This window comes from Cryobacterium luteum, assembly GCF_900110125.1.
GTDB lineage: Bacteria > Actinomycetota > Actinomycetes > Actinomycetales > Microbacteriaceae > Cryobacterium > Cryobacterium luteum.
This window is the reverse complement of sequence record NZ_FOCN01000004.1, coordinates 61,661-87,724: the sequence shown is the minus strand read 5'-3', so window position 1 is coordinate 87,724 and position 26,064 is coordinate 61,661. Positions and strand designations below refer to the sequence as shown.

The 26,064-nt window shown below is 64.9% G+C and carries 19 protein-coding genes; 5 read left to right on the top strand and 14 right to left on the bottom strand.

Going from position 1 to position 26,064, the window contains the following annotated elements; all coding sequences use genetic code 11:
* Nucleotides 1–53: 53 nt before the first annotated feature.
* The 3 genes from efeU to efeB are packed head-to-tail and all read left to right on the top strand — an operon-like array spanning nt 54 to nt 3,444.
* On the top strand, nt 54–923 hold the full coding sequence (efeU, locus tag BMW72_RS06115) for an iron uptake transporter permease EfeU (protein WP_092108338.1): 870 nt from the start codon (nt 54–56) through the stop codon (nt 921–923).
* Nucleotides 924–952: 29 nt separating this feature from the next.
* Nucleotides 953–2,122 carry an iron uptake system protein EfeO gene (gene efeO / locus BMW72_RS06110; RefSeq protein ID WP_092108336.1) on the top strand — a complete coding sequence of 390 codons (1,170 nt, stop codon included), beginning with the start codon at nt 953–955 and terminating at the stop codon, nt 2,120–2,122.
* Nucleotides 2,119–3,444 carry an iron uptake transporter deferrochelatase/peroxidase subunit gene (gene efeB / locus BMW72_RS06105; RefSeq protein WP_092108334.1) on the top strand — a complete coding sequence of 442 codons (1,326 nt, stop codon included), beginning with the start codon at nt 2,119–2,121 and terminating at the stop codon, nt 3,442–3,444. Before efeO ends, efeB begins: the two co-directional genes overlap by 4 nt.
* Nucleotides 3,445–3,522: 78 nt before the next feature.
* Here the strand turns inward: efeB and typA are convergent, their stop codons facing one another.
* Both typA and BMW72_RS06095 read right to left on the bottom strand, forming a co-directional pair.
* Complete coding sequence (gene typA / locus BMW72_RS06100) at nt 3,523–5,433, bottom strand: translational GTPase TypA (protein WP_092108332.1); 1,911 nt, start codon at nt 5,431–5,433, stop codon at nt 3,523–3,525.
* Between the two features lie 133 nt (nt 5,434–5,566).
* Nucleotides 5,567–7,354 (bottom strand): dipeptide ABC transporter ATP-binding protein, encoded by a 1,788-nt coding sequence (locus BMW72_RS06095; RefSeq protein WP_092108330.1) that lies wholly within the window; start codon nt 7,352–7,354, stop codon nt 5,567–5,569.
* 59 nt (nt 7,355–7,413) lie between these two features.
* Between BMW72_RS06095 and BMW72_RS06090 the strand changes: the two genes are divergently transcribed.
* Nucleotides 7,414–8,022: a PH domain-containing protein gene (locus BMW72_RS06090; RefSeq protein WP_092108328.1), complete on the top strand. Its 609-nt coding sequence runs from the start codon at nt 7,414–7,416 to the stop codon at nt 8,020–8,022.
* Between the two features lie 20 nt (nt 8,023–8,042).
* Here BMW72_RS06090 and BMW72_RS06085 read toward each other — a convergent pair whose 3' ends face one another.
* From BMW72_RS06085 to BMW72_RS06055, 7 genes are all read right to left on the bottom strand, one after another.
* Entirely contained in the window at nt 8,043–9,077 is a 1,035-nt protein-coding gene (locus BMW72_RS06085; RefSeq protein WP_092108326.1) for an ABC transporter permease, read from the bottom strand.
* On the bottom strand, nt 9,078–10,610 hold the full coding sequence (locus BMW72_RS06080) for an ABC transporter permease (protein ID WP_092108324.1): 1,533 nt from the start codon (nt 10,608–10,610) through the stop codon (nt 9,078–9,080). It lies immediately after the preceding gene.
* 122 nt (nt 10,611–10,732) lie between these two features.
* Complete coding sequence (locus tag BMW72_RS06075; RefSeq protein WP_092108322.1) at nt 10,733–12,517, bottom strand: ABC transporter family substrate-binding protein; 1,785 nt, start codon at nt 12,515–12,517, stop codon at nt 10,733–10,735.
* 332 nt (nt 12,518–12,849) lie between these two features.
* Nucleotides 12,850–14,598 (bottom strand): ABC transporter ATP-binding protein, encoded by a 1,749-nt coding sequence (locus tag BMW72_RS06070; protein ID WP_092108320.1) that lies wholly within the window; start codon nt 14,596–14,598, stop codon nt 12,850–12,852.
* Nucleotides 14,595–15,542 (bottom strand): ABC transporter permease, encoded by a 948-nt coding sequence (locus BMW72_RS06065; RefSeq protein WP_092108318.1) that lies wholly within the window; start codon nt 15,540–15,542, stop codon nt 14,595–14,597. The genes BMW72_RS06070 and BMW72_RS06065 overlap by 4 nt, the downstream gene beginning before the upstream one ends.
* Entirely contained in the window at nt 15,532–16,461 is a 930-nt protein-coding gene (locus BMW72_RS06060) for an ABC transporter permease (RefSeq protein WP_092108637.1), read from the bottom strand. Before BMW72_RS06060 ends, BMW72_RS06065 begins: the two co-directional genes overlap by 11 nt.
* A 129-nt stretch (nt 16,462–16,590) precedes the next feature.
* On the bottom strand, nt 16,591–18,246 hold the full coding sequence (locus BMW72_RS06055; protein ID WP_241983892.1) for a peptide ABC transporter substrate-binding protein: 1,656 nt from the start codon (nt 18,244–18,246) through the stop codon (nt 16,591–16,593).
* A gap of 344 nt (nt 18,247–18,590) precedes the next feature.
* Between BMW72_RS06055 and BMW72_RS06050 the strand changes: the two genes are divergently transcribed.
* Entirely contained in the window at nt 18,591–19,379 is a 789-nt protein-coding gene (locus BMW72_RS06050) for a CPBP family intramembrane glutamic endopeptidase (RefSeq protein ID WP_092108314.1), read from the top strand.
* 171 nt (nt 19,380–19,550) lie between these two features.
* On the opposite strand, the gene BMW72_RS06045 is transcribed toward BMW72_RS06050, so the two are convergent.
* The 5 genes from BMW72_RS06045 to gcvH all read right to left on the bottom strand — a co-directional run bounded on the left by BMW72_RS06045 (nt 19,551) and on the right by gcvH (nt 26,033).
* Nucleotides 19,551–20,072 carry a hypothetical protein gene (locus tag BMW72_RS06045; RefSeq protein ID WP_092108312.1) on the bottom strand — a complete coding sequence of 174 codons (522 nt, stop codon included), beginning with the start codon at nt 20,070–20,072 and terminating at the stop codon, nt 19,551–19,553.
* A gap of 10 nt (nt 20,073–20,082) precedes the next feature.
* Nucleotides 20,083–21,753 carry a hypothetical protein gene (locus BMW72_RS06040; protein WP_092108310.1) on the bottom strand — a complete coding sequence of 557 codons (1,671 nt, stop codon included), beginning with the start codon at nt 21,751–21,753 and terminating at the stop codon, nt 20,083–20,085.
* Nucleotides 21,746–22,624, bottom strand: coding sequence for a hypothetical protein (locus BMW72_RS06035; RefSeq protein ID WP_134450361.1), 879 nt, complete (start codon nt 22,622–22,624; stop codon nt 21,746–21,748). The genes BMW72_RS06040 and BMW72_RS06035 overlap by 8 nt, the downstream gene beginning before the upstream one ends.
* A gap of 128 nt (nt 22,625–22,752) precedes the next feature.
* A complete protein-coding gene (gene gcvP / locus BMW72_RS06030; RefSeq protein WP_092108306.1) occupies nt 22,753–25,653 on the bottom strand; it encodes an aminomethyl-transferring glycine dehydrogenase in 2,901 nt (966 codons plus the stop codon).
* 8 nt (nt 25,654–25,661) lie between these two features.
* Complete coding sequence (gene gcvH / locus BMW72_RS06025; protein ID WP_092108304.1) at nt 25,662–26,033, bottom strand: glycine cleavage system protein GcvH; 372 nt, start codon at nt 26,031–26,033, stop codon at nt 25,662–25,664.
* Between the last annotated feature and the right edge of the window lie 31 nt (nt 26,034–26,064).

The following is a 26,064-nucleotide window of genomic DNA, read 5'->3' as shown; positions in this document are numbered from 1 at the left end:
TCAGGTAAGGTTAGCCTTACCAAATTTTTGCCCGAACCTGATGAGGAACCACCGTGCTCGCAAACTACCTGATCGGCCTGCGCGAAGGCCTTGAGGCTGCCCTGATCGTGACGATCCTCATCGCCTACGTCGTGAAGATCGACCGACGTGATTTGCTCGCGCGCATCTGGCTCGGCGTCGGCCTGGCCGTACTTCTCGCCCTCGGCATCGGCGCCCTGCTCACCTACGGCACCTATGGGCTGTCCTTCACAGCGCAGGAGACCATCGGGGGCGTACTGTCGATCGTCGCGACCGGCCTGGTGACCTGGATGGTGTTCTGGATGCTGCGCACCGCCCGCGACCTCAAGGGTCACCTGCACGGCAACATCGACAAGCACCTCGTCGGCAGCGGCCTCGGCCTCGTGCTCGTCGCCTTTCTCGCGGTCGGCCGTGAGGGAATCGAAACCGCCCTGTTCCTCTGGGCCGCCGTGCAGGCCACCGGCGCGACGACCATGCCACTGCTCGGTGCAGCCCTCGGCATCGCGACGGCAATCGGCCTCGGCGCACTCATTTACGCCGGCATGCTCAAGATCAACCTCGGCAAATTCTTCACCTACACCGGCGCCATCCTCATCATCGTGGCCGCCGGCGTGCTTTCCTACGGTGTGCACGACCTGCAGGAGGCCGGCATCCTGCCCGGCCTTCACGCCCTCGCCTTCAACGTGAGCGCCGCCGTGCCGCCGGACAGCTGGTACGGCACCCTGCTCAAGGGCACCCTCAACTTCTCCCCCGCCACAACCTGGCTGGAGATGTTCGCCTGGCTGGCCTACGCGGTGCCCACCCTGACGCTCTTCATCACCAAGAGTCGCCACGGGCGCACGAGCACCCGGCCAGCCACACACACACCACAGGCGTCGGCGTCAGCGCCCCTCGCCGCGCACTAGCTCGCACGTTTCCCAGTCAAAGGATCTTCATGCCTCGTGTTATTCGTTCTGCCCGCCTGCTCGGCGTCAGCCTGCTCGGTGTTGGCTTACTGAGTGGTTGTGTCGCCAACAACCCGACCGGTGAGAGCGTGGCGCTGACGGTGGAGAGCAGCGCAGACGGATGCACCGTCTCGGCCACCGAGACGCCCGCCGGTGCCGCCAGCTTCAGTATCACCAATACCGGTGACCAGGTCACGGAGTTCTACCTGCTCGGTGACGACGGGCTGCGTATCGTCGGCGAAGCGGAGAATATCGGCCCCGGACTCACCCGGGACCTCGTCGTGCAACTGGCCGAGGGCAGCTATTTCACCGCGTGCAAGCCGGGCATGACCGGCGACGGAATCGGCAAAGCGGCGTTCACCGTCACGCCGTCCGCGTCCGGCACGGTGGTCAACACTGACCTCGACGCCCAGGTGGACACCGCCAACGAGAACTATACGTCCTACGTCAAGGACCAGATCAGCCAGCTCGTCACCGGAACGGATGCCTTCGCGACGGCCTACCTGGCTGGCGATGACGAGACGGCCCGCGCGCTGTACGCCCCTACTCGCATGCACTGGGAGCGGGTCGAGACGGTCGCCGAATCGTTCGGTGATCTCGACCCGAAGCTCGACCTGCGCGAGGCCGACCTCGAAGAAGGCCAGGACTGGACCGGCTGGCACGCGATCGAGAAGGACCTCTGGCCGAACGACGCCGAAGGCGAATTCGAGCCGTACAGCGCCGAGAAGCGAGCGGCACTGACCGAGCAGCTCGTCACCGACACCGCGACCCTCGACGCGAACGTGCAGGAACTCAGCTTCACGCTGTCGCAGCAGACCAACGGCGCCATCGGCCTGCTCGACGAGGTCGCCACAGGCAAGGTCACCGGCGAAGAAGAAGCGTGGTCGCACACCGACCTCTGGGATTTCCAGGCCAACATCGACGGCGCCAAGGTGCTTTACGCCGGGGTGCGCGACATTCTGCTGGAGGAGGACCCCGACCTGGCCGCCTCGCTCGACACCGAGTTCGCCGCCCTGCAGACCCTGCTTGACGCCGAGCGCATCGGCGACGGTTTCACCCTCTATACCGATCTCACGCCGGCGGAGATTCGCGCCCTCGCCGACCAGGTCAACGCGCTCGGCGAGCCGCTGAACCGGCTCACCGCCGCGCTCGTCTTGTGACCCGCGCCAAGCGCACCGCGTCCACCGACCCGGCCAGTCCGGGGCGAGGACTGTCCCGACGTGGGCTGCTTGGCCTCGCCGGGGCCAGCGTCGCCGGTATCGGGCTGGGAGTAGCCGGGGATCGGGTCGCGCTGGCGGCGACGACGACACTGGGGTCGGGGTCGGGTGCGGGCGCGGCATCCGCTTCGATGGTGTACCCGTTCTACGGCAGCCACCAGGCCGGCATCGTCACGCCGGCGCAGGACCGCCTGCACTTCGCTGCGTTCGACGTCTCGGCCGGTGTGACGCGGGCCGAACTGATCGAGTTGCTGCAGGACTGGACCATCGCCGCTGCCGCGATGAGCGCCGGCCGGGACGTGGGTGAGTACGGCGCCGTCAGCGGCCCCTACGACGCTCCCCCGCAAGACACCGGCGAGGCGCAGGGTCTGCCGCCAGCCGGTCTCACGATCACGTTCGGCTTCGGTCCTACCCTGTTCGAAACAGCGGATGGCGTCGACCGCTTTGGCATCGTCGGCCGTCGGCCGGCCGATCTGACGCCGCTGCCGCATTTTCCGCGCGACGACCTCGATGACGGGCGCAGCGACGGTGACCTCTGTATCCAGGCCTGCTCGAATGACCCGCAGGTGGCTGTGCACGCCATTCGCAATCTGTCGCGCATCGCGTTCGGGCGGGCGGCCCTGCGCTGGTCCCAGCTGGGGTTCGGGCGCACCTCGTCGACGTCGACCTCCCAAGCCACCCCGCGCAACCTCTTCGGGTTCAAGGACGGCACGGCCAACATCAAGGCTGAGGAACCCGACGTCGTCACCGACCAGGTCTGGGTGTCAGCGGCCGACGGACCGGCCTGGCTGGCCGGCGGCTCCTACCTCGTGGCGCGGCGCATTCGCATGACCATCGAGACCTGGGACCGCTCAATTCTGCGCGAGCAGGAGGCGGTGTTCGGCCGCACCAAGGGGGTCGGCGCGCCGCTGTCCGGCGGTACCGAGTTCAGCGAACCCGACTTCGCGCTGGCAGGCCGGGAGGACCAGCCGCTCATCGGAGCCGCAGCGCACATGCGGCTCGCGCATCCGACCCAAAACCACGGCACCAAAATGCTGCGCCGCGGCTACAACTTCGTGGACGGCAACGACGACCTGGGGCGTCTGGAGGCCGGACTGTTCTTCATCAGTTTTCAGCGGTCACCGACCCAGTTCACGACGGTGCAGCTGAACCTCGCCAAGCACGATGCGCTCAACGAGTATATTCGTCACGTCGGCAGTGCCCTGTTCGCCGTTCCCGCCGGCACGCCGGACGGAGGCTACGTGGGCGCGGCCCTCTTCGCCTGACCGGCATCCGCTTGTCGGGTTAACGTGAAAACCCCCGAAGCCTTGGCTGCGGGGGTTTTCACGTAGGAGAGCTGCGAGTTAGTTCGCGTCCATCTTCTTGACGCGCGACACCTGACGTGAGCGAGCGGATGCCGTCAGCTCCACCTTGCGGATACGCACGGCGGCCGGGGTGACCTCGACGCACTCGTCTTCGCGAGCGAATTCGAGGCATTGCTCGAGCGAGAGCTGCTTGGGCGGCGTCATCGACTCGAACGTGTCGGAGCTGGACTGACGCATGTTGGTCAGTTTCTTTTCCTTGGTGATGTTCACGTCCATGTCGTCGGCGCGCGAGTTCTCGCCGATGACCATGCCTTCGTAGACCTCGCTGGTCGGCTGCACGAAGAACGACATGCGCTCCTGCAGGTTGATGATCGCGAACGGGGTGACCGCACCAGAGCGGTCGGCCACGATGGAACCGTTCGTACGGGTGTTGATCGTGCCGGCCCAGGGCTCGTAGCCGTGCAGGATCGCGTTGGCGATGCCGGTACCACGCGTGTCCGTGAGGAACTGCGTACGGAAACCGATCAGGCCGCGCGAGGGAACGATGAATTCCATGCGAACCCAGCCCGTGCCGTGGTTGGCCATGTTCTCCATGCGGCCCTTGCGCGCGGCAAGCAGCTGCGTGATGGCGCCGAGGTATTCTTCGGGCGCATCAATGGTGAGGTGCTCGTAGGGCTCGTGGATCTTGCCGTCGACGCGCTTCACAACAACCTGCGGCTTGCCGACGGTGAGTTCGAAGCCTTCACGACGCATCTGCTCGACCAGGATGGCGAGGGCCAGTTCTCCACGACCCTGCACCTCCCAGGCGTCCGGGCGTCCGATGTCGACGACCTTGAGCGAGACGTTACCGACGAGCTCGCGGTCGAGGCGGTCCTTGACCATGCGGGCGGTGAGCTTGTGGCCCTTGACCTTGCCCATGAGCGGCGAGGTGTTGGTGCCGATGGTCATCGAGATGGCCGGGTCGTCAACCGTGATGGTCGGCAACGGGCGCACGTCGTCGGGGTCGGCGAGGGTCTCACCAATGGTGATGTTCTCGATACCGGCGACGGCAACGATGTCGCCGGGGCCGGCGCTGTCGGTCGGGTAGCGGTCGAGCGCCTTGGTGATGAGCAGCTCGGTGATCTTCACGTTGCTGACGGTGCCGTCCTGCTGCACCCAGGCCACGGTCTGGCCCTTCTTGATGGTGCCCTGGAAGATACGCAGCAGTGCGAGGCGGCCGAGGAACGGCGAGGCGTCGAGGTTGGTGACGTGCGCCTGGAGCGGGTGCGTGTCATCGTAGGTCGGAGCCGGGATGTGCTTGAGGATCGCGTCGAACAGCGGTTCGAGGTCGTCGTTGTCGGGCAGGGTGCCGTCTTCGGGCTTGTTCCAGCTGGCGGCACCGTTACGACCGGACGCGTAGACGACGGGCACGTCGAGAACGGCGTCGAGGTCGAGGTCGGGAAAGTCGTCGGCCATGTCGCTCGCGAGGCCGATGAGGAGGTCCTGGCTTTCGGCCACAACCTCATCGATGCGCGCGTCGGGACGGTCCGTCTTGTTGACCAGCAGGATGACGGGGAGCTTGGCTTCGAGCGCCTTGCGCAGCACGAAACGGGTCTGCGGCAACGGTCCCTCGGAAGCGTCCACGAGGAGAACGACGCCATCGACCATGGACAGGCCGCGCTCGACCTCGCCACCGAAGTCAGCGTGGCCAGGGGTGTCGATCACATTGATGGTGATGGGACCGTCGGTGGCGTGGATGCCCTTGTACGAAACTGCCGTGTTCTTGGCGAGAATCGTGATGCCCTTTTCGCGCTCGAGTTCGTTCGAGTCCATCGCGCGCTCTTCAACGTGTGAGTGGTCAGCGAAGGAGTCGGTCTGCTTGAGCATCGCGTCGACCAGGGTCGTCTTACCGTGGTCAACGTGAGCAACGATTGCAACATTTCGGAGGTTATTGCGTGTAGCAATCGCCATAAAAATAGATCCTTACGAAGAATGAGTGCCGCAGAGTCTCGCGCGCGACGAAGAATGGATACCAGGGGTCATAATGTGACCCAAAGTACTATCCTACCGTATTATCTGAACCCGACTGGTGGGGCTCACGCGGCTAGTCGTTGATGCCGGAAGCCAGCAATTCGCGGCGCAGCTCGCGGCGGGCTCGCTGTTCGGTCGGGTCGGGGATCGGTACCGCAGCGAGCAGGCGCTGGGTATAGGGGTCTTTCGGGTAGCGCAGGATCTCATCGCGGGTGCCGGTTTCCACGATGCGCCCGTGGTGCATAACGGCGATGCGATCGGCGAGCACGTCGATGACGGCGAGGTCATGGGTGATGAACAGGCAGGCGAAGTTCATCTGCTGCTGCAGCGACTGGATCAGCTGCAGCACTCGGGCCTGCACCGACACGTCGAGGGCGCTGGTCGGCTCATCGGCAATGAGCACCTTCGGTTCGAGTGAGAGCGCACGGGCTATACCCACCCGCTGCTTCTGCCCGCCAGACAGTTCGTGCGGAAAACGGCTGCGATAGGCGCGCGGTAGTTCGACGCTGTCGAGCAGCCGTTCCACCTCGGCGCTGAGCCCGGCCCCCTTCAACCCCTTCGCCAGCTTGAGGGGTTCTCCGATACTGTCGCCGATGGGCATCCGGGGGTTGAGCGACGACGACGGGTCTTGAAAGACGATGCCGACGCTCTTGTGCAGCCGGTGAATCTCGTCCCGGCTGGCCTTGGAGATGTCCTGGCCGGCCACGTGCAGCGAGCCCTCGGTGATCGGCAATAGGGCGATGGCCGCGCGACCGAGGGTGGTTTTGCCGGAGCCCGACTCCCCCACGAGGCCGAGAACCTCTCCTTGCCGCACGAACAGGTTGACCTTGTCGACGGCGCGAAAGGCCGCGACGCGACCGTGCTTGGGGTATTCGATGACGACATCGTCGAACTTGACGACCACTTCACGTTTGTCCCGTCGCGCCTCGCTGGCCGCCTCGTTGGCCAGCCGCTCGTTGACCTCGATGCGCGCGGCGAGTACGGCGTCGACGACAATGTCGGTGCCGATGGCGAGCGCCGCCGTCATATCGATGGCTTCGTCACCGCGCTGCCCGAGGTGCGGAACGGCCTGCAGCAGCGCGATCGTGTACGGGTGGGTGGGTTCGTTGAAGATTTGGTCGACCGTGCCACGTTCCACAATGACACCGCGACGCATCACGGCGATGTCATCGGCGAGGTCGGCGACCACGCCCATGTCGTGGGTGATCAAGAGGATGGCGCTGTCGAGCCGGTCGCGCAGGCTCCGAAGCAAGTCAAGGATCTCGGCCTGCACGGTCACGTCGAGGGCGGTCGTCGGTTCGTCGGCGATGAGCAGCTGCGGATCGCAGGAGATGGACTGCGCGATCATGGCCCGCTGGCGCTGCCCGCCGCTCAACTGATGCGGGTAGGAATTGAAAGCTTTGAGCGGATCGGGCAGCTCGACCATGTCGAGCAGCTCCAGTGCCCGCGCCTTGGCCTCTGAGGGCGACATGCCGAAATGCGCGCGCAGGGTTTCGATGATCTGGAAGCCGATCGTGTAGACGGGATTAAGGGCGGTCATCGGCTCCTGGAAGATCATAGCGATCTGGCCGCCGCGCACCTTGTGCATCTGCGCCGGCTTCAGCCCCATCAGTTCCCGGCCGCTGAGCTTGACGCTGCCCGAAATGCGGCTGTTCTCGGGAAGAAGATCAAGAATGGCCATGGAGCTCGCGCTCTTGCCCGAACCGGACTCGCCGACGATGGCGAGTACCTTGCCCCGTTCGATCGAATAGTTCAACTTGAGGGCGGCCGGCACCCACACGTTGTCCACGCCGAAGTGCACGGTCAGGTCGCGCACCTTCAGCACCGGGCCGGAGAATGTGGTCGTCACCTGGTCGGTCATGAGGTCCTGCTTTCGCTGCTCGTGCGGTGGGTGCGGTCAATATCTGGCAGCATGGCTGCATGCCCGTCGCTGCCGACCCGAATGTCTTCTACTCGCGGTTCAACCGCATCATCGCCGCCGTGTTCACGGCGGTCGCGGCGCTCAGCGCGCTGAGCCTGTTCCTGCTGCCGACCGCGCAGAATCGAGTTCTGGTCATTCCGGCCCTGTTCGTGGTGGTTTTTGTCTGGGAGGTACTGTGGCGGCCCGACCTCACGGTCAGCGACACGGCCGTGACCGTTCGCAATCCGCTGCGCACCATCGTCGTGCCGTGGGCGGCGCTCGTGCACGTCGATACCAAGTTCGCGCTCACCCTGTACACGCCGGGGCGTAAGTTCGCGGTGTACTGCGCGCCGGCTCCCGGCCGCAGCCTGACCAGTGCCGGTCGCCGGAAGACCACCGACCCCGTGCCCTACGTCACCGGGGAGCCGCGCCCCGGCGATCTGCCGGGGAGTGAGTCCGGGGAGGCGGCGCAACTGGTGCGCGCGCGCTGGGATGCCCTGCAGAAAAGCGGCCGGGTGGACGGCGGGCTCGCGGCCCAGACGCCCGTGTCGGTCGGGTGGAGCTGGGGTCGCGTTGCCGTGCTGGTGGCTGGCGCTACGGCATCCGTTGTGGCGATACTGATTTCTTAGAGCACACCGACGGCGCGGCATCACGGCTTCAGCTCCGGTTCCGTCCGGGTCTCGCGCATCTTGCTGAGCTTGAACCGGCGGTGCCGGGGGTCGAACGCGTCGCGCAGGCCGTCACCGACGAAGTTCACCAGCAGTGCGAGCGACACGATGAACGCGCCGGGCCACCAGAACAGCCACGGCCGCGTCTGGAACGCCGACTGGTTGGAGCTGATCAGCAGGCCGAGTGACACATCGGGAGAGCGGATGCCGTATCCGAGGAAGCTCAACGCCGTCTCCAGCAGGATCGCTGAGGCCATGATGAGCGTCGCCGACACGATGACCACTCCCATTGCGTTGGGCAGAATGTGCTTGAAGATGATGCGGGCGTCTGATGCCCCGGCTACCCGCGCTGCCTCGACGAATTCACGTTCGCGCAGGGAAAGGAACTCGCCGCGAACCAGCCGGGCGATACCCATCCAAGAAAAGAACCCCAGCATGATCGCGAGCACCGGGGCGCCGAGGCTGCCGAACCAGTGGCCGACGACCGAGCCAATGACGAGCGCGGGAATCACAATGAAGACGTCCGTGATCCGCATCAACACGGCATCGACCGTGCCTCGGTAATACCCGGCGACCGCGCCGACCACCACGCCGACGACGGTCGCGATGAGGCCCAGCACAACCATGACGAGGGCGGAGTTCTGGATACCCCGCATGGTCATCGCGAAGTAGTCCTTGCCGATGCGGTCCTGGCCGAACGGATGCTCGCCCAGCGATACCCCGTTGCCCCCGAGAAACTGTGGCACCAGCGACAGGGTTGGGTCACCACCGTTGACCTGTTCGTTGAGCTCCTTGAACCCGAACTTCCACCAGCCGGGAATGGGGCCGATTCCGATGGCGGAAAAGGAGAACAGGATGATGGCCAGAAGGATCACGATCGAAGCGACGGCCACTTTATTGCCGATAAATCGTCGCCAGATCAGTCGGCCCTGGCTTTCGGGAACCGAGCTGGCGACGGCGAGCTCGTCGGCGGGCACTTCGGGCGGTGTCGGCCCCAAACCAATCGGTGTGGACATTTAGCGGATCCTCACTCTCGGGTCGAGCCCGGCATAGGCCATATCGGCCAGAAAGTTGAAGGTGATGGCCATGGCGGCCACGATCAGGAAGTAGCCCATGACCGGATTCAAATCACCGCGCTCGAGCCCCGCATTGAACAGGCTGCCCATGCCCGGTATGGCGAACACCTTTTCGGTGATGATCGCGCCGCCGAGCAGGGCACCGACGTCGAAGGCCACCAGGGTGGTCAGGGGAATGAGCATGTTGCGGAACGCGTGCCGCACGATAACTGTGCGTTCCGGAAGGCCTTTGGCCCGGGCGGTGCGAATGTAGTCAAGGCTGAGCACCTCGAGCATGCCGGCCCGGGAATATCGGGTGTAGCCGGCAAACGAGATCAGCAGCAGCGCGACCGTCGGCAGGGTGAGGTGTGCGAAGGTGTCGAGGCCCGCGAGCCACACGTCACCGGACAGCCCAGGCGTTTTCGAACCCACCGTCGCGATCGGTCGCCCGTTGGTGGCGCTGAGCAGGTCGCCCCAGGACTGCATGAAGCGATCCAGCAGCACGACGGCTCCGGAGAACAGTGCCGTGACCAGACCGACGCGCATGTTCTGGCCGCGGTCGTAGCCACCGGCCAGGAAGCCACTGAGGAGCCCGACGGCGATCGTGGCGAGCGCCAAAATGAACAGGGTGGCGGCGCTCGACACATCGAACAGGGGCTGCAGCAGAAAGTACGCCGCGATGGCGATCCCGCCGTTGATGCCGGCGGTGATCACGGCCCGCCGGTTGCGCAGCCCGGCCAGCAGGGCTGCGGCCCCCAGGGCGATGGCCGCCACGAGAATGATGATGGGGATCGGCCCCAGCCCCGGATTCTCGAACCAGCCAGTCGCGCTCATCAATAAGAGCACACCGGATGTCGCCAGTCCCGACACGAGGAACACCACGAGTCGGCGCAGCCCGTCACCACCGAGCAGGGACTGCCAGATGGCACCAGCGACGAGGCCGATGACGACCAGCGCGAGTCCACCGATCACGGGATCGCGCAGAAAGTCGTTGAAGCCGATGGCGATGAATTCCTTGAGAAGTACAGCCACGAGAAAGGCGGGCAGTGAATAGAGGAAGAAGCTCACGAAGGTGACCGTGTTGTCGAGGCCGCTGTACTGACGCAAAGCGGTGATGATGCCGATCGTCACGCCGAGCAGAATGGCGAGCACGAGTGCCAACGTGACCAGCTGCAGGGTCGCGGCGAGGGCGTTGGGGAGGATATCTACGACGGGCGCGTTGGAGATCGTCGACCCGAGGTCGCAGGCATTGGCGAACGGGATCGCACACTTGGCGACGCCACCAAGCCAGAGCACCCAGCGCAGCGGCGGCGGCACGTCAAGGTCGAGTCGGTCGACGCGGGCGTCGATCAGCTGCTGTTTGTTGGGCGAGCTGCTGCTCAGCAGGTCCTGGAGCGGCTGCGCCGAGTAACCGACCATGACGTACATCACAAACGATGCGGCGATGAGGATGAGGATGGAAACGAGAATTCGTCTCAGGATGAAACTCACCATGCCGGGCTACCTCACTGTAGGGGTTTGGCGGTACTGCGGGACACCAGTGACTTAGAGCTGCCACATCCGCGAGTTGGGCCTCTGGGCGAACCCAGAAGCCCAACTGCGCAGGAACTAGCTAGCTACTCATTAACGGACCACTGCCAGAAGTTCCAGAACGGACCGGTTTGGTTGCCCATGTACTCGACACCGCTCACGCGCTTGGATACCCCGTACACGCCCGGCAGCTGGAACAGGGGCAGGCCGTAGGCATCCGCGAACATCTGCTTGTCCATCCGCTTCTCAATGGCGATCACCTCGTCAGGATCAAGCGTCGTCTGGGTCAGGAGAGCATCATCGTTCGTTCCCGTGTACCGGCTATAATTTCCGCCCCCATCGGTCGAGAAGATCTGCGAGATGCCGGCCGACCCGACGCCGGGGCTGATCCAACCGAAGATCGACGCTTCATAGTCGCCGCCAGACAGCAGGGAACTCCAGTCGGGTGACCCCTTGTCGACGATGGTGAACCCGGCCTGGCTGGCCGACTCCTGAATGGCTTGAAAGGAATCGACCCGGTTCGGGTTGTTGGAGTTGTACAGAATGCTGACCGTCGGTGTCGCACCGGCCAGAAGCGCCTTGGCACCCTCGATGTCCACCTCGGCATAGTCGCTCGAGCCGTTATTGGCGACGGAATCGTCGTACGGCTCGTTGGCCGGAACCCAGATCTGTGAGTTCAGAACCTCCGCGTCTGGATTGATCGGCGTGATGAGGGAGTCCAGAATTTGCTGGCGCGGAATGGTCTTCAGGAAAGCCTGGCGAACCTTCAGATCAGCGAAGACCTCGGAGCCGAAGTTGAGGTCGACGTGGTCGTAAGAGAGCTGGTCGCCGGTGAGCACATCGGCGCCGGTGTTCTCCAGCGCCGTCAGGGTATCAGCGGATGCCTGCGGGTACATGATGTCAACCTCGCCGTTCTGCAGCGCGGTGACCTCGGCGTTCGCGTCGGGGATGACGCGCAGGATCAGCTTGTCGATTTTGGGCTTCATGCCAGCGACATAAAACTCGTTGGGCTCCATCGTGAAGGACTGGCCGGGGGTCCAGCCGGTCGGCACCATCGGCCCGCTCGAGACGAGCAGGTCGGGGTCGGTCGGGAACGCGGTCACGTCATAGCCGGTGTTCACGAAGTCGGCGGCCGCCTTGAAAGTGGGGTCGGCTGCGGCCGGGCTGGCCGGGTCGCCCTTGGGCAGGCTCATGATCAGTTCGGTGAGTTCGGCTGCCGAGCCGAGTCCGGCCTTCTTAGCCACGATGTGCGCCGGCTGGCCGATCGGGTTGACAATCTCCCAGTCCACGAACGGCGTTCCGTAGACCAGGGTCATCGACAGGTTATCGTCGCTGACGGTCGGCAACGCCGTCGTGTCGAGTCCGGCCGTGCTCGCAGCCAGGTCGAAGTATTGCGTACCGGTCACGACCTCGTCATTTTCGTCCTTGGTCGCGCTGTTGAAGTAGCCGGATTGCGTCGCCCAGGACAGCACCATGTCATCGGCCGTTACGGGCTCCCCGTCGGACCACTTATTGTCGGGGTTGAGCGTGTAAGTGACGGTCTGCGGGTCGTCGCTGGTCTTCTCGAAGGTGCCGAACTCCTCCTCGCGCACGAGGTTGAAGTCGGGGTCAATGTAGGCGAAGGCCGATCCGTAGTTGCCCATGAGGTAACCGATGATTCCGTTGGTGTCGAGGTTCGCCTGCGGGGTCTGGTTGTTGAACGAGGTGAAGTCGTTGACGATCGCGACGGTCACCGTTCCGCCGCCACTGGCAGCATCCGTGTTGTCGTCGGTGCTTCCGGTCGTGGTGCATGCGGTCAGTGCAAGAGCAGCGACGCCGAGAACGGCGACCCCGCTGAGGCTCTTCCTGAACAGTTTTCCTCTGATGGACAAGATTCCTCCTGGGCAAAATGATCGTCGGAGCGCGGCGGGACACCGCGGGCCGATCGTGGTTTGATACGACCCTAGAGAGAAACCCCAACTTTGCCAATCAAATGACCGAACTGTTATGAAATAGCTCCATTCTTTTTCGTCAAAGGCGGGCAATGTGCACAAATCCTGCGTATAGACCTCGAAAAATCGACGTGTGCTTCGAGTAACGGCACCACCGCAACATATTCCAGCGCGGGGTCACACCGCCGGTTTCGTGCGATCTTGTTAAAACGCTGCGGGCCCGACCGAAATTATTTCCTGGTCGGGCCCGCAGCTCGGGTGAAAGCGTTCGGCTACCGTCCGAACTCGAAGTTCGCGCCGGGGATCGCCGCGAGCAGCTCCTGCGTGTACACCTCGCGGGGGTTGTCGAACACCTCGTCGGTGGAGGACGCCTCGACGATTCGCCCCTTCTGCATGACACACACATTGTCGGCGACCAGCCGCACGACCGCGAGATCGTGCGTGATGAAGAGGTAGGTCAGTCCCAGCTCGGTCTGCAATTCGGTGAGCAGACTCAGAATCTGCCCCTGAACGAGAACGTCGAGGGCCGACACTGCCTCGTCGAGCACGAGCACGTCGGGCTTGAGCGCCAGGGCACGGGCAATCGCGATGCGCTGACGCTGACCGCCCGACAGCTCGCTCGGGTAGCGGAACTGTGTTGCGGCCGGCAGGGAGACCTGGTCGAGCAACTCCAATACCCGCTTCTGCCGTTCCTTGCGCGAACCCACGTTGTGTGCGAGCAGGGGTTCCGCGATGGTGTTGCCCACGTTGTACTGCGGGTCGAGCGAACCGTACGGGTCCTGGAAGACCGGCTGCACGCGGCGACGGAAGCTCAACAACTCACGCCCCGTCAACCCGGCGACATCACGCCCGTCGAATTCGATCCGCCCGCTCGTGGTGCTTTCCAATTGCAGGATGAGCTTGGCCACGGTGGATTTGCCGGAACCGGACTCCCCCACGATCGCGGTGGTGGTGCCCTTCTTCACCCCGAACGACACGTCATTCACGGCGAGCAGTTCGGTATAGCGCAACCCGGATTTGCGGATGCGGTACATCTTGGTGATGCCCTCGACCGAGATGAGGTCTTTGCCCGACGCCGCCAGTTCGCGGTCGGTCGCCCGCCGCATCAAGGCGGTGTCGGTACCGCCGGCCGAGAAGATCTCGGCCGGCGGGGCATCCTCATTCTTCTTGGCCTGGATGCGTCGTGACGCGAGGCTCGGAGCGGCCGCCACGAGACGCTGGGTGTAGGGGTGCTGCGGGTTGGCGAGAATCTCCTGCGAGGGCCCCGACTCGACCACTTTGCCCTTATACATCACCACGAGCTGTTCGGCCCGTTCGGCCGCGAGGCCGAGGTCGTGCGTGATGAACAGAACACTCGTGCCGTAGTCCCGGGTGAGGGTGGCGAGGTGGTCGAGAATCTGGCGCTGCACGGTGACATCGAGCGCACTCGTCGGCTCATCGGCGATGAGCAGCTTCGGCCGGGCCGACAGCCCGATTCCAATAAGCACGCGTTGGCGCATTCCGCCGGAGAACTGGTGCGGGTACTGCTTGAGCCGGTCGGCGGCATCGGCCAGGCCCGCCTCCTGCAGTACTTCAATGGTGCGCTGTTTCAGTGCCTTGCCGCGCAGGTCGCTGTTGGCCCTGATCGCTTCGGCCACCTGGAAGCCGATGTTCCACACCGGGTTGAGGTTGCTCATCGGGTCCTGGGGAACGTAGCCGATCTCGCGACCGCGCACGTTTTGCATCTCTGCTGCGGTCAGCGCCGTCAGGTCGCGGCCCTCGAACAGAATCTGCCCACCGGTTACCTGGCCGGTGCCGGCCAGCAGCTTGATGATCGCCTGGGCGGTCGTGGTCTTGCCCGAGCCGGACTCCCCCACGATGGCGAGGGTCTGCCCGGGGTAGAGCGTGAGGCTGACACCGCGCACGGCCGGCACGATGCCCCGCTGCGTCCGGAAGCCCACCTCGAGGTCGCGGATTTCCAGGAGCGGTGCGGAGTCGGTGGACGGAATCTGATTCACGGTTTCGGTCGCTAACTGGGTCATCGGCGTGCCCTCGCCTGGGGGTCGAGCGCATCGCGCAGCACGTCGCCGAGCATGAGGAAGGCCAGCACGGTCAGGGACAGCGCGATCGAGGGGTACAACAGCACCTGCGGGCTGGTGCGGATGGAGGTTTGAGCTTCGCCGATGTCACGCCCCCACGACATGGTGCCCGGTCCGAGGCCGATGCCGAGGAACGAGAGCGTGGCCTCAGCCACGATGAACGTTCCGAGCGAGACCGTCGCGATGACGATCACGGGGGCGATGGCGTTGGGAATCACGTGGCGCAGCAGAATCTTGAACTTCGACACGCCGAGCGCGACCGAAGCTACGACATAGTCCGAGCTCCGCGCGGTGAGCACGGCGCCGCGCATGATGCGGGCCACCTGCGGCCAGGCGAAGATCGAGATGACCAGCGCAATGACCACCGGGGTGCGGTCGGGCAACACCGAGAGCAGCACGATAGCGCCGAGCACGGTCGGAACGGCGAAAAAGATGTCGCCGATCCGCGAGACGACCGCGTCGAGGAATCCGCCGTAGTAGCCGGCGAGGGCACCGACGATTAGACCGAACAGGGTCACGATCGCCGCGGCCAGCATTCCCACGGTCACCGAGGCACTCGTTCCGAAGATGATTCGCGAATAGACATCGCAGCCCTGAAACGTGAATCCGAGCGGATGCCCGGACTGCGGTGACCCGTTGCTGTCCGACAACTGGCACTGCGTCGGCGAGACCGAGGCGAACCAGGTGGGAAACAGGGCGACCAGAACGATCAGGACGATGAGTCCGGAAGCGATCCAGAAGGTGGGCCGACGACGCATCGCGTCCCAGGCATCTGCCCAGGTACTGCGCGCCTTCGCTGTCTCGTCGAGGCGGTCGATGGCGACGAGCGGGGTATCTTCGAGCGCGGCAACGAAGTGCGGCTGCGCGCCGTGATTCTTACTTGGCATAACGGATCCTTGGGTCCAGAGCTGCGTACAGCAGATCGACGAGCAGGTTGGCGAGTACGAAGATCACGACCATCACGGCGATGAACGAGACCACGGTGGGTCCTTCGCCGAGGCGAATGGCCTTAAAGACGGTTCCACCCACTCCGTTGATGTTGAAGATTCCCTCGGTGACGATGGCGCCGACCATGAGCGAGCCGATGTCCACTCCGAGAAAGGTGATCACGGGCACGAGGGAATTGCGCAACACGTGCACGGTCACCACGCGGGGGCGGGAGAGGCCCTTGGCCGTTGCGGTGCGAACAAAGTCGGCGTTGAGGTTGTCTGACACGCTCGCGCGGGTGAGGCGCACGATGTACGCAAACGAAACGGATGCCAGCACCAGCGCTGGCAGGATCAGTTCGTCTATCGGTGCTGCGCCACTGACCGTGGTGCGGGCCCAGCCGAGCTGCACGCCGAACACGAATTGCAGCACGAAGCCGATCACGAAGGTCGGCACGCTGATCAGCAGCAGGCTCACGACGAGCGCGCTCGCGTCGAACAGTTTGCCCTTGCGAAGGCCGGCGATCAAGCCGACGAGGATGCCGAAGACGGCTTCGAAGGCGAGGGCGAGCATGGCCAGTCGCGCCGTGATCGGAAAGGCGGAGGCCATGACATCGGAGACGGAGCGACCGGAGTACGTAGTGCCGAGGTCGCCCTGGAAGAAGTTGCCGATGTAGAGCAGGTACTGCACGATGAACGGCTTGTCGAGGTTGTACTCGGCGCGAATCTGCGCCAGGACGGCGTCTGATGGCGGCCGTTCGCCATAGAGCGCGGCGATCGGATCTCCGGGGAGGGAGAACACCATGAAGTAGATCAGGAACGTGGCGCCGAAGAACACGGGGATCATCTGGAGAAGACGTTTGCCGGTGTACCAGAGCATCAGGTCGCCGCGGGCTTGGTTGACACTGCGGAGGTCGGGAGCATGAAGAATCGCAATCATTAAGTGGAACTCGAGAGGCCCGGGGAATGACCCCCGGGCCTCTCGTAACGACGTACTGGGAACGAACGGTTAGTTCTTGGTGATCGCGCTGTAGAGCGGCACGGAATCCCAGCCGAACTCGACGTTGCTCACGGTGTCCGACCAGACACCGGAGGTGTTCTGGTACCACAGCGGGATGGTCGGGAGGTCCTGCAGCAGAACTTCCTGAGCCTGGACGTACTTGGCGGTGGCGTCTTCAACACTGGACGCCGCGGCGCCTTCCTTGAGGAGCGTGTCGAAATCTTCGCTGCTGTAGCCTTCGTAGTTCGAGCCGGCACCGGTCTGGTAGAGCGGCGCGAGGAAGTTGTACAGCGAGGGGTAGTCGGCCTGCCAACCGGCGCGAGTGCCGCCGGTCAGAGCCGAGGCTTCGCGGTCATCGACTGCGGCCGCGAAGGTCGGGTACGGCTTGCCGACCGCGTCGATGCCGAGCGTGTTCTTGACGCTGTTGACGACGGCATCGACCCAGACCTGGTGCGGTCCGTCGGAGTTGTAGGCGATGTCGAAGGTGCCGGTGTACGGCGAGATGGCATCCGCCTCGGCCCAGAGGGCTACGGCTTCTTCGGGGTTGTACTCGAGAACTTCGGAACCCTCGAGGGAATCGGAGTAGCCGTCGATCACCGGGGAGGTGAAGTCGGTGGCCGGGGTGCGGGTGCCCTGGAACACGACATCGGTGATCTCGGCACGGTCGATGGCCATGGAGAGAGCTGCGCGACGCAGCTTGCCCTCATCGCCCGACCAGTGCTCGAGATAGTAGGGCATGTTGAAGGATTGGAAGACCGCCGCCGGCTCGTTCACGAAGGAGTCCGGAAAGTCGGACTCGTAGCTCGCGAGGGCAGACTCGGGAATCTGGTCGAGTACGTCAAGGTCGCCGCCCTGCACGGCCGCATAGCCGGCATCGAACGAGGCGAAGAAGACGATGGTCAATCCATCGTTGGCGGGAGTGCGCACCCCCGAGTAGTCCGGGTTCGTGACGAGGTCGATCTGCACGTCGTGCTGCCAGGCGTCGTCGCCGGCGAGCTCGTAGGGGCCGTTCCCGATCGGGTTTTCACCGAAGGCATCCATGTCCTCGAACGCCACGGTCGGCAGCGGGGAGTAAGCCGAGTAGCCGAGGCGGAGGGGCCAGTCGGCTTCTGCACCGGAAAGCTGAACGGTGAACGTGGTGTCGTCGACGACCGTCAAGCCCGACATGGTTTCGGCGAGGGGGTCGGGGATCTGCAGGACCGCACCGGATTCATCGGTGGCTCCGGTCGGGTCGTCCTTGGTGTTGGAGACGTCGGAGTAGCCGGCGATGTTGTCGAAGAAGCCGGACGAGCCCTGGGCATTGGTGACCAGCGCGCCGTAGTTCCAGGCGTCGACGAAGGAGGAGGCCGTGACCGGCTCGTCGTTGGTGAAGGTCCAGTCGTCCTGGAGGGTGACGGTCCAGTTGATGCCGTCCTCTGACTCGATCGACTCGGCGACCTCGTCTTCGATCTCACCCGTCGCAGAGTAGGAGACCAGCCCGGCGAAGATCGACGTGATGATCTTTCCGCCACCCACCTCGGTGGTGTTGGTCGGGATCAGCGACATCTGCGGCTCGGTGCCGTTCGTCGTGATGATCGAGCCGCCCTCAGCGGATGTCGTGCCGCCAGCGCAACCCGAGAGCGCGAGGGCTCCGGTCGACGCGAGAGCGATGGCGACAATGCCCATTCTCCTGATTTTCAATTTTCCTCCAGTGCGCAAAAGAGCGTCTGACACAGCTCTTGACCGTGTCACACGCCCGTCGAGTCAATCCAATTCTGGCCGCGAGCTACCGACACAAGATTGGGGGGTTGTTACGACCCTAGTTTGAATTTTTCCCATAATGGGCACATCCGGGTGAACTGTTACATGCGCGCAATGTTTACCGCAACTAATGAGCGCTGGGCAGGGCTGAACTGCACATATGTTGCTTGGGGGTAGTCCTGTGGGGGAGCGCTGATCCACTTCGTATCGGCCGTGGCTTCGGCCGCGCAGGTACCGGCAATGTGTGGCCGCACTGGCAGGATAGAGCCATGCCGCCAGCATCCGTTCTGCGCCTTTCGGGGCTTGACCGCACCCGTACTTTCTGGGAGATCGGCATCGTGCTCGCCCTGTCTCTCGGGGCGTCGGCCGTTTACTCGATCGTGTCGATCGTGGCTCGGCTGACCGACACGACACCGCTCGCCGAGCAGTCGGCGACGCTGAACGGGTCGCAATCGCCGCGGGAGTGGCTCGACTTCACCTACCAGTTTCTGGGTATCGCCTTCGGGCTAGCAGCGGTGGCCCTGGTGTTGTTTCTGCTCTGGCGGCCCGGGCAGAACCCGTTCACCCGGCTCGGCTTCGACCTGACTCGGCCCGGGCGAGACCTGCTCGGCGGATTCGGGCTGTTGCTCGTGATCGGCATTCCGGGACTCGCGCTCTACCTCGCCGGACGGGCACTCGGTTTCACCGTGGCCGTCGTGCCCTCGCCGCTCGATACCTTTTGGTGGACCATGCCGATCCTCGTGTTCGCCGCGCTGAAGGCTGCGCTGCTCGAAGAGCTCATCGTGGTGGGCTACCTGTTCACCCGGCTGCGCGAGCTCGGGTGGTGGACCTGGACCATCATCCTGAGCTCGGCCGTGCTGCGCGGCAGCTACCACCTCTACCAGGGAGTGGGCCCCTTTTTCGGCAACGTGGCCATGGGCGTGGTGTTCGGCTGGTGCTACCACCGCTGGGGCCGCACCATGCCGCTCGTGGTGACGCACTGGCTGCTCGACATTCTCTCGTTCGTCGGCTACCCGCTCGCGCTGGCCTGGTGGCCGGGCCTGCTCGCCCCGGCCTAGATCCAGATCACCAAGCGGTCAATCACACACCGCAACGCGCAGGAAGGCGATGCTGGAACGACGCGGGGCAGGGCTCAGCCCGCCGAGCGGGCAGGCAGGCAGGCAGGCAGGCAGGCAGCCCAGTCGTCCGGTTCCGGTGTCGCCCTGTCAGGTGCCGACTCCTACCCGAACTCAACCTACCGGCAGGGCGGGAACCGCGCCCGGCCACGAACCCAAATACTCCGGACCATCGAGGTACACACTGTACAAGAGCGGGAACGCCGGGCTGTCGACTCCGGATATCACGTTCGCCTGGTCTTGGAGATCTAGCCGGGTTCCGTGGTTCCAGACGGTCAGGCTGAGTTGTGACGGCTCCTGGGCTAGCGCCGTCGCCCACCCGACCCGCAGCACGTAATCGAGAACCCCGGGGGCAGTGATCGCGGACGCGTCGTCAACGGAAACCTCCATGACGATCTCTGTGGACAAGCCGGAGATATGAGAACCGATATCGGCGTCCGTCAGGCCGGGAACCGCATTGAGGAGCCCCGCAGCATCGTCGCGGCTAATGGCCGATCCCCGACCGGATTCAGAGGTCGTCGCTGCGGGCGTCGGAGGCACCCTTTCACTCTGCGATGCGCAGGCGGTTAGTACCGCTGCAACGGCCACGGTCACGACTGCGCTCAGCATCACTAACGAACGGCGGCTCAAGTTCATGTTTGCGTCCTCATCGTGTTGCTTTGTAGTCATGCACGGTCACGTCGCCTCCCGTGAAAAAGCCCTGCGCGGACGTGGTGAACGTGCCGGCATTCGGATCGCCCGAACCTTGAAATTCTCCCGCCGTCACCGCGTACTTGACCGCGTTGTGGGGTTCCGCGTTGTCGCCCATCATTGGGGCGTCGGCGTGCACGGTGACCTGGTTGGTCGTGGCGGGATTGTCTGACCCGTCCCCGGCCGGCACTAGATCGCCGGTGTGTTCGAAGGAGAGCACGTTGACGTCAGAGGGAATGTCGAAGTTACCGATCGATGCACCGGCGGTGACGACATTCGTGATGTTGTAGTGCTGGTTCATCCAGGGGTCCTGGCTCATCAGGCCTGCGGTGATTCCGCCGAGGCTGAAACCGGCAAACATGACCGGATCGTGCGATGTCACACCCGCATCCTCCATGGCTTGCTTGACGGCCGCCATGAGTACGGTTTGATGCTGCGCCATCGACGCCAGGTCGCTCGGTAGGTCGTTCGTGGCGATGCCGGGTGCCAGCCCCCAGTTCTGGGTGCTGGGAATCTGGACAATCCAGTGCTTCACTCCATCGACTGCAACGCGTTCCACCAGCCGAATGTCAGAGAAGTCGCCAGTGGAATCCCCATTGGGATCACCGTTGGCGTCGATTTCTTGGGCACCCAAAAAGAGCGTCGATAGGTCGGTTGGCGCGATCTGCGCGATGATCTCTCCCGCCTCGTTCGTAAATGATTCCGAGGGGATGGGAGCGACGGTCGGCTGGCCGGTCGCGTCGTCGAAGACGCCGAAGCGCCCGCCGCCGGCGATGATGCCTTCCAGGAGCTGGTCGTAGTCGAGCGGCGGCCAGGGTGCGCCGGTGAGGGAAGTCGTTCCGACGATGGCCACTGGGCCGAGGGCGAAGGTCGCTCCAGCGAGGAGTCCGGGGGCGAAGTTGATGATCGTCTGCACCAGGTCGGTGTGCTCGCGCGCCCAGGCCTGGATCGCGTCCGCATCCGGGGCGCTTACGAGCAGGGCCGCGAACTCGTCCGCGAGCCGCCGGTTGGCTGCGGCGGCGGCATCCGCTGGTGAATAGGCCGACGCAAAAGCGCTCGCTCCGGGCAACATGAGCGCCCCCACATCGCCCGGCACCAGCACGGTGGCGAGGAGCCACGGATTCTGCTGCACCTGGTCGCCGATCGCTTCCACGGCGGCCCCCGCCGAATCAGTCACTTCCGCGACCTGATAGCCCACCGCGACACCGGCCGCGTAGAGCGCTGCCCCACCGGCCACGACCGTCGCCCCGGCAACGACGACAACGCCAACCGCGAACCCGCCCACGAAGTAGAGGCCATCTGCGGCCGTGGCCAGTGCGGAATCCACCGTCTCATAGGTGACGACGGCGCCGTCGATGAAGAGTTGCAGCACCGCCACCCTGGCAGTCTGCACGAGGTACACGGCTGCGGCCTGCAGGATCTTGGTCTCAGCGTCCGCGAAGGTGGCGGGCGAGAGGATCGCCGATTCGAGGAGGTCACCGCCGGCCGCCACGGCCGCGATCTGCAGGCTCTCGGTGGCGAGATACTCCTGCACCAGGCCGAGCTGGGTCGAGAATGTGCGCATGTCCTCGAAGGTCGCAACAAGGGGGGAGGTATTGGTGCCGCCGCTGACCGTGAAGTCACTCATGGGCCATCTCCGTAACAGTGATTTCTGCACAGAGGGAGGCGACTTCCGCCTGAATAGCGGCGTGCGTCACGGCGGCAATCGTGATGGTTCCCGAATCGACCACCTGTTCTGCCGTCGGCAGGCCGTCGGATCCGGCCGGAAGCCTTACGTGCACACTGCGCCAGCCGGCGGCGCCACGCACATAGTTCAGCACCCGAACCGGAATTCCATCCTGCCGCGAGAGCCGCAACTCGAATCCCGCGTCGAGATCACCGGCGAGGCCCGAAAGCGCCCGCACAGCATCGGGGCCGCCGATTCGGCGGGACAGTTCCTCCTTCAGCAGCGAGTCATTGGCACGGAGAACCTCGATGCCGCCACGGCTGTCCGTGAGGGACATCGTCACCAGCGGCCCGTTACCGCCCGCCTCCCCACCGGACGGGATCGCCAAGGCCAGTTTGTCGGCCAGGTGCGAAAACGGCACGACCGCGAACTCGAGGCCAGCCAGGTCACCGGTCGATCCACGCCCGTTGGCGATCTCGACGTTCTGGGCCCGCGCCAGTGTCGAGCCGAACCCGCCCCGCGCCGAAGCGACCAGCAGGAGCGTCGACTCTCGGGTCCACGCGGACACCTCGAACACCCAAGCCGGAACCATGTGCAGCGACAGAAAAACCAGGAACGACTCAAGCAGCCAGTCGCTCAGATTCGCGGGAATCGGGCCGCGCGGGACATCCGCTGCGACGAGGCCCTTAGCGACCAGGCCGGCGAGCGCCGCCTGTTCCCGGTCTGCGGCCTCAGCCGGGCCCAGATCGCTGGTCCAGTCCTGACGGAACCGCGGCGGCAACTGCAGGGAGGGCACGTGGTCCTGCACGAGGTGCAACTCGTCAGCAGTCAACAGAACACGCGGTACCGACGTGCCCGCCCCCAACGACTCACTCGTCATCATGCGCTCCCCCGTGTGCTCCTGCCCAGCCTACCGAGAATGCGCGCACACCCGCCGCCGGGCGGGTGCACGATGAGCGCCTACTCGAACGCTTCGGGCGGCGGGCAGGCGCAGACCAGGTTGCGGTCGCCGTAGGCGTTGTCGATGCGACGCACCGGCGGCCAGTATTTGTTCCGCACAAGCGAGGCGAGCGGATACACCGCGGTCGCCCGGTCATACGGATGCTCCCACTCCCCCTCGATCACCGACTGCGCCGTGTGCGGGGCGTTGTGCAGCGGGTTGTCGTCGGCGGGCCAGCGGCCGGCGGCGACGGCATCCGCTTCAGCCTTGATCGCGATCATGGCGTCGCAGAAGCGGTCGATTTCGCCGAGATCCTCACTCTCGGTGGGTTCGACCATGAGCGTTCCGGCCACCGGAAAGCTCATGGTCGGGGAGTGAAAACCGTAGTCGACGAGGCGTTTGGCGACGTCGTCGACGGTCACGCCCGTGGCCGCCGTGAGCGGTCGCAGGTCGAGGATGCACTCGTGCGCGACCAGGCCGTTCTCACCCGAATAGAGCAGCGGGTAACTGTTCTCGAGGCGTTTGGCGACGTAGTTGGCGGCGAGCACGGCGGCGCCAGTGGCCTGTTTGAGGCCGTCGATCCCCATCATGCGCACGTAGGCCCAGGAGATGGGCAGAATGCTCGGGCTGCCGTAGGGCGCGGCCGACACCGGTCCGCCGGCGTGCACGACGTTGGCGGTGGCTCCCCCGCTGCCGAGCAGGTAGTGCTCGTCACTCTGAGCGAGCGGATGCCCCGGCAGGAACGCCGCGAGGTGCGCCTTGGCCGCGACCGGACCGACGCCCGGCCCGCCGCCGCCGTGCGGGATGCAGAAAGTCTTGTGCAGGTTGAGGTGCGAGACGTCGCCGCCGAAATCGCCGTAGCGGGCGAATCCGAGCAGGGCGTTGAGGTTGGCGCCGTCGACGTAGACCTGGCCGCCGGCGTCGTGCACGGCCGCACAGATGGTGGCGACCTCGTGCTCGTAGACACCGTGGGTGGACGGGTAGGTGATCATGAGCGCGGCCAGATCGGCGGCGTGCTCGGCGATCTTGGCGTGCAGGTCGGCCAGGTCGACGTTGCCGAGTTCGTCGCAGGCCACGACCACGACGCGCATGCCGGCCAGGGCAGCGGATGCCGCGTTGGTGCCGTGTGCGCTCGACGGGATCAGGCAGACCGTGCGGGCACTCTCCCCATTGGACTGGTGGTAGCCGCGGATGGCGAGCAGCCCGGCCAGTTCGCCCTGACTGCCGGCGTTCGGCTGAAGCGAGACGGAGTCGTACCCGGTGACGTCGGTCAGCCAGGTTTCCAGCTGGCGCACGAGGTGCAGGTAACCCTCAACATCCGCTTTGGGGGCGAAGGGGTGGATTCCGGCGAATTCGGGCCAGCTGACGGCCTCCATCTCGCTGGCCGCGTTGAGTTTCATGGTGCAGGAGCCGAGCGGGATCATGCCGCGGTCGAGCGCGTAGTCGTAATCGGCGAGGCGCTTGAGGTAGCGCATCATGCTGGTCTCGGAACGGTGCGTGTTGAACACCGGGTGGGTGAGGAACTCACTCTCACGGTCGAGGTCGCCCGGCAGTCCGTGCTGCACGGCGTCGAAGTCGACGTGGCCGAACGCGTCGCGGCCACCGAACGCTCCGACGATGTACGAGAGGTCGGCAAGAGTGGTGGTCTCATCGACCGACACGCTGATGGTGTTCGCATCGATCTGGTGCAGGTTGTAGCCGCTTGCGGCGGCCTTCGCGACGACTTCGTCGGCGCCGGCCGGCACGTTGATCTGGATCGTGTCGAAGAACGCGTCGCTCCGCACGTCGACGTCGATCGCGCGCAGGGCGGCGACGAGCGCTCCGGCCCGCTCGTGCACCCGGGTCGCGATCTTTTTCAGGCCCTCGGGCCCGTGGTAGACCGCGTACATGCCGGCCATGACGGCGAGCAGTACCTGGGCGGTGCAGATGTTGGAGGTGGCCTTGTCGCGGCGAATGTGCTGCTCGCGCACCTGCAGGGCCAGGCGGTAGGCCGGGTGTCCCGCCGCGTCGACGCTCACGCCGACCAAGCGGCCGGGCAGTTGGCGTTCGAGGCCCTTGCGTACGGCCATGTAGCCCGCGTGCGGTCCGCCGAAGCCCATCGGCACGCCGAAACGTTGGCTGGTGCCGACGGCGACATCGGCGCCGAGGTCGCCGGGCGACTTCAGCAGCGTGAGGGCGAGCAGGTCGGCGGCCACGACGGCGAGCGCCTTGTGTTCGTGGGCGAGATCAATCACGTTCTGCGGGTTCCAGATGCGACCGGAGCCGGACGGATACTGCACGAAGATACCGAAATAGTCGCCGAGATCATCGGCCGTGGTCTGCTCGGTCAGGGCCACCGGAGCGAGTTCGATGCCGAGCGCGGCGGCGCGGTTGGTGAGCAGCGCGTGGGTCTGGGAGAAGGCATCCGCGTCGACGATGAACCGGCGCGAACCCGACTTCGACGCGCGCAGGGCGAGCAGCATGCCCTCAACCACTGCCGTGGACTCGTCGAGCATCGACGCGTTGGCCGTGGTCAGCCCGGTGAGATCGGCGATCATGGTCTGAAAGTTGATCAGCGCTTCCAGCCGCCCCTGCGAGATCTCGGGCTGATATGGGGTGTACGCGGTGTACCAGCTGGGGTTCTCGAACACGTTGCGCTTGATCACGGCGGGCGTGAACGTGTCGTAGTAGCCCTGGCCGATCATCGAGCGTTTGACCGTGTTGCGGCCGGCGAGGGCGCGCAGTTCGGCGACGGCCTCGTTCTCGGTCGCGGCGGGCGGCAGGGCGCTGTCGCCGTCCTGCCGGAACAGGTCGGCGTGGATCGACGCGGGCATGGCGGCGGAGACGAGATCGTCCACCGACTCGTAGCCGAGAATCGTGAGCATATGGGACTGGGAGTCGTCATCGGTTCCGATGTGACGCTGCGCGAAAGCCTGAGTCATAGTGAGCGTCACTCCCCGATCAGGGCGGAATACTCGGCAAAGGTGAGCAGGGTGGGTAGGGCTTCGAACTCGACCTTGATCAGCCAGCCCGCGCCGAACGGGTCACTGTTGACCAGTTCGGGGCTCTCGATCACCTGGTCGTTGGTGGCCGTGACGGTGCCGTTGACCGGAGCGAACAGCTCGCCGACCGACTTGGTCGATTCGATCTCGCCGACGACCGTGCCGCCGGTGACCGTGCTGCCCACCTCGGGCAGTTCGACGAAGACGACGTCGCCGAGCTTCTCAGCGGCGTAGGCGGTGATGCCGACGGTCGCGATGCTGCCCTCGACCAGGACCCATTCATGTTCAGCGGTGTACTGGAGCGTTGATGTGTCTGTCATGGTGTTGCCTTTCGCAGGTTGCACGGATTTC

What these genes read in the sequence shown, in the direction of transcription:
- efeO (WP_092108336.1), top strand. Translation starts at nt 953, where the DNA reads ATGCCTCGTGTTATTCGTTCTGCCCGCCTGCTCGGCGTCAGCCTGCTC.
- typA (WP_092108332.1), bottom strand. Translation starts at nt 5,433, where the DNA reads ATGGCGATTGCTACACGCAATAACCTCCGAAATGTTGCAATCGTTGCT.
- BMW72_RS06095 (WP_092108330.1), bottom strand. Translation starts at nt 7,354, where the DNA reads ATGACCGACCAGGTGACGACCACATTCTCCGGCCCGGTGCTGAAGGTG.
- BMW72_RS06090 (WP_092108328.1), top strand. Translation starts at nt 7,414, where the DNA reads ATGCCCGTCGCTGCCGACCCGAATGTCTTCTACTCGCGGTTCAACCGC.
- BMW72_RS06085 (WP_092108326.1), bottom strand. Translation starts at nt 9,077, where the DNA reads ATGTCCACACCGATTGGTTTGGGGCCGACACCGCCCGAAGTGCCCGCC.
- BMW72_RS06080 (WP_092108324.1), bottom strand. Translation starts at nt 10,610, where the DNA reads ATGGTGAGTTTCATCCTGAGACGAATTCTCGTTTCCATCCTCATCCTC.
- BMW72_RS06070 (WP_092108320.1), bottom strand. Translation starts at nt 14,598, where the DNA reads ATGACCCAGTTAGCGACCGAAACCGTGAATCAGATTCCGTCCACCGAC.
- BMW72_RS06065 (WP_092108318.1), bottom strand. Translation starts at nt 15,542, where the DNA reads ATGCCAAGTAAGAATCACGGCGCGCAGCCGCACTTCGTTGCCGCGCTC.
- BMW72_RS06060 (WP_092108637.1), bottom strand. Translation starts at nt 16,461, where the DNA reads ATGCTCTGGTACACCGGCAAACGTCTTCTCCAGATGATCCCCGTGTTC.
- BMW72_RS06055 (WP_241983892.1), bottom strand. Translation starts at nt 18,246, where the DNA reads ATGGGCATTGTCGCCATCGCTCTCGCGTCGACCGGAGCCCTCGCGCTC.
- BMW72_RS06050 (WP_092108314.1), top strand. Translation starts at nt 18,591, where the DNA reads ATGCCGCCAGCATCCGTTCTGCGCCTTTCGGGGCTTGACCGCACCCGT.
- BMW72_RS06045 (WP_092108312.1), bottom strand. Translation starts at nt 20,072, where the DNA reads ATGAACTTGAGCCGCCGTTCGTTAGTGATGCTGAGCGCAGTCGTGACC.
- BMW72_RS06040 (WP_092108310.1), bottom strand. Translation starts at nt 21,753, where the DNA reads ATGAGTGACTTCACGGTCAGCGGCGGCACCAATACCTCCCCCCTTGTT.
- gcvP (WP_092108306.1), bottom strand. Translation starts at nt 25,653, where the DNA reads ATGACTCAGGCTTTCGCGCAGCGTCACATCGGAACCGATGACGACTCC.
- gcvH (WP_092108304.1), bottom strand. Translation starts at nt 26,033, where the DNA reads ATGACAGACACATCAACGCTCCAGTACACCGCTGAACATGAATGGGTC.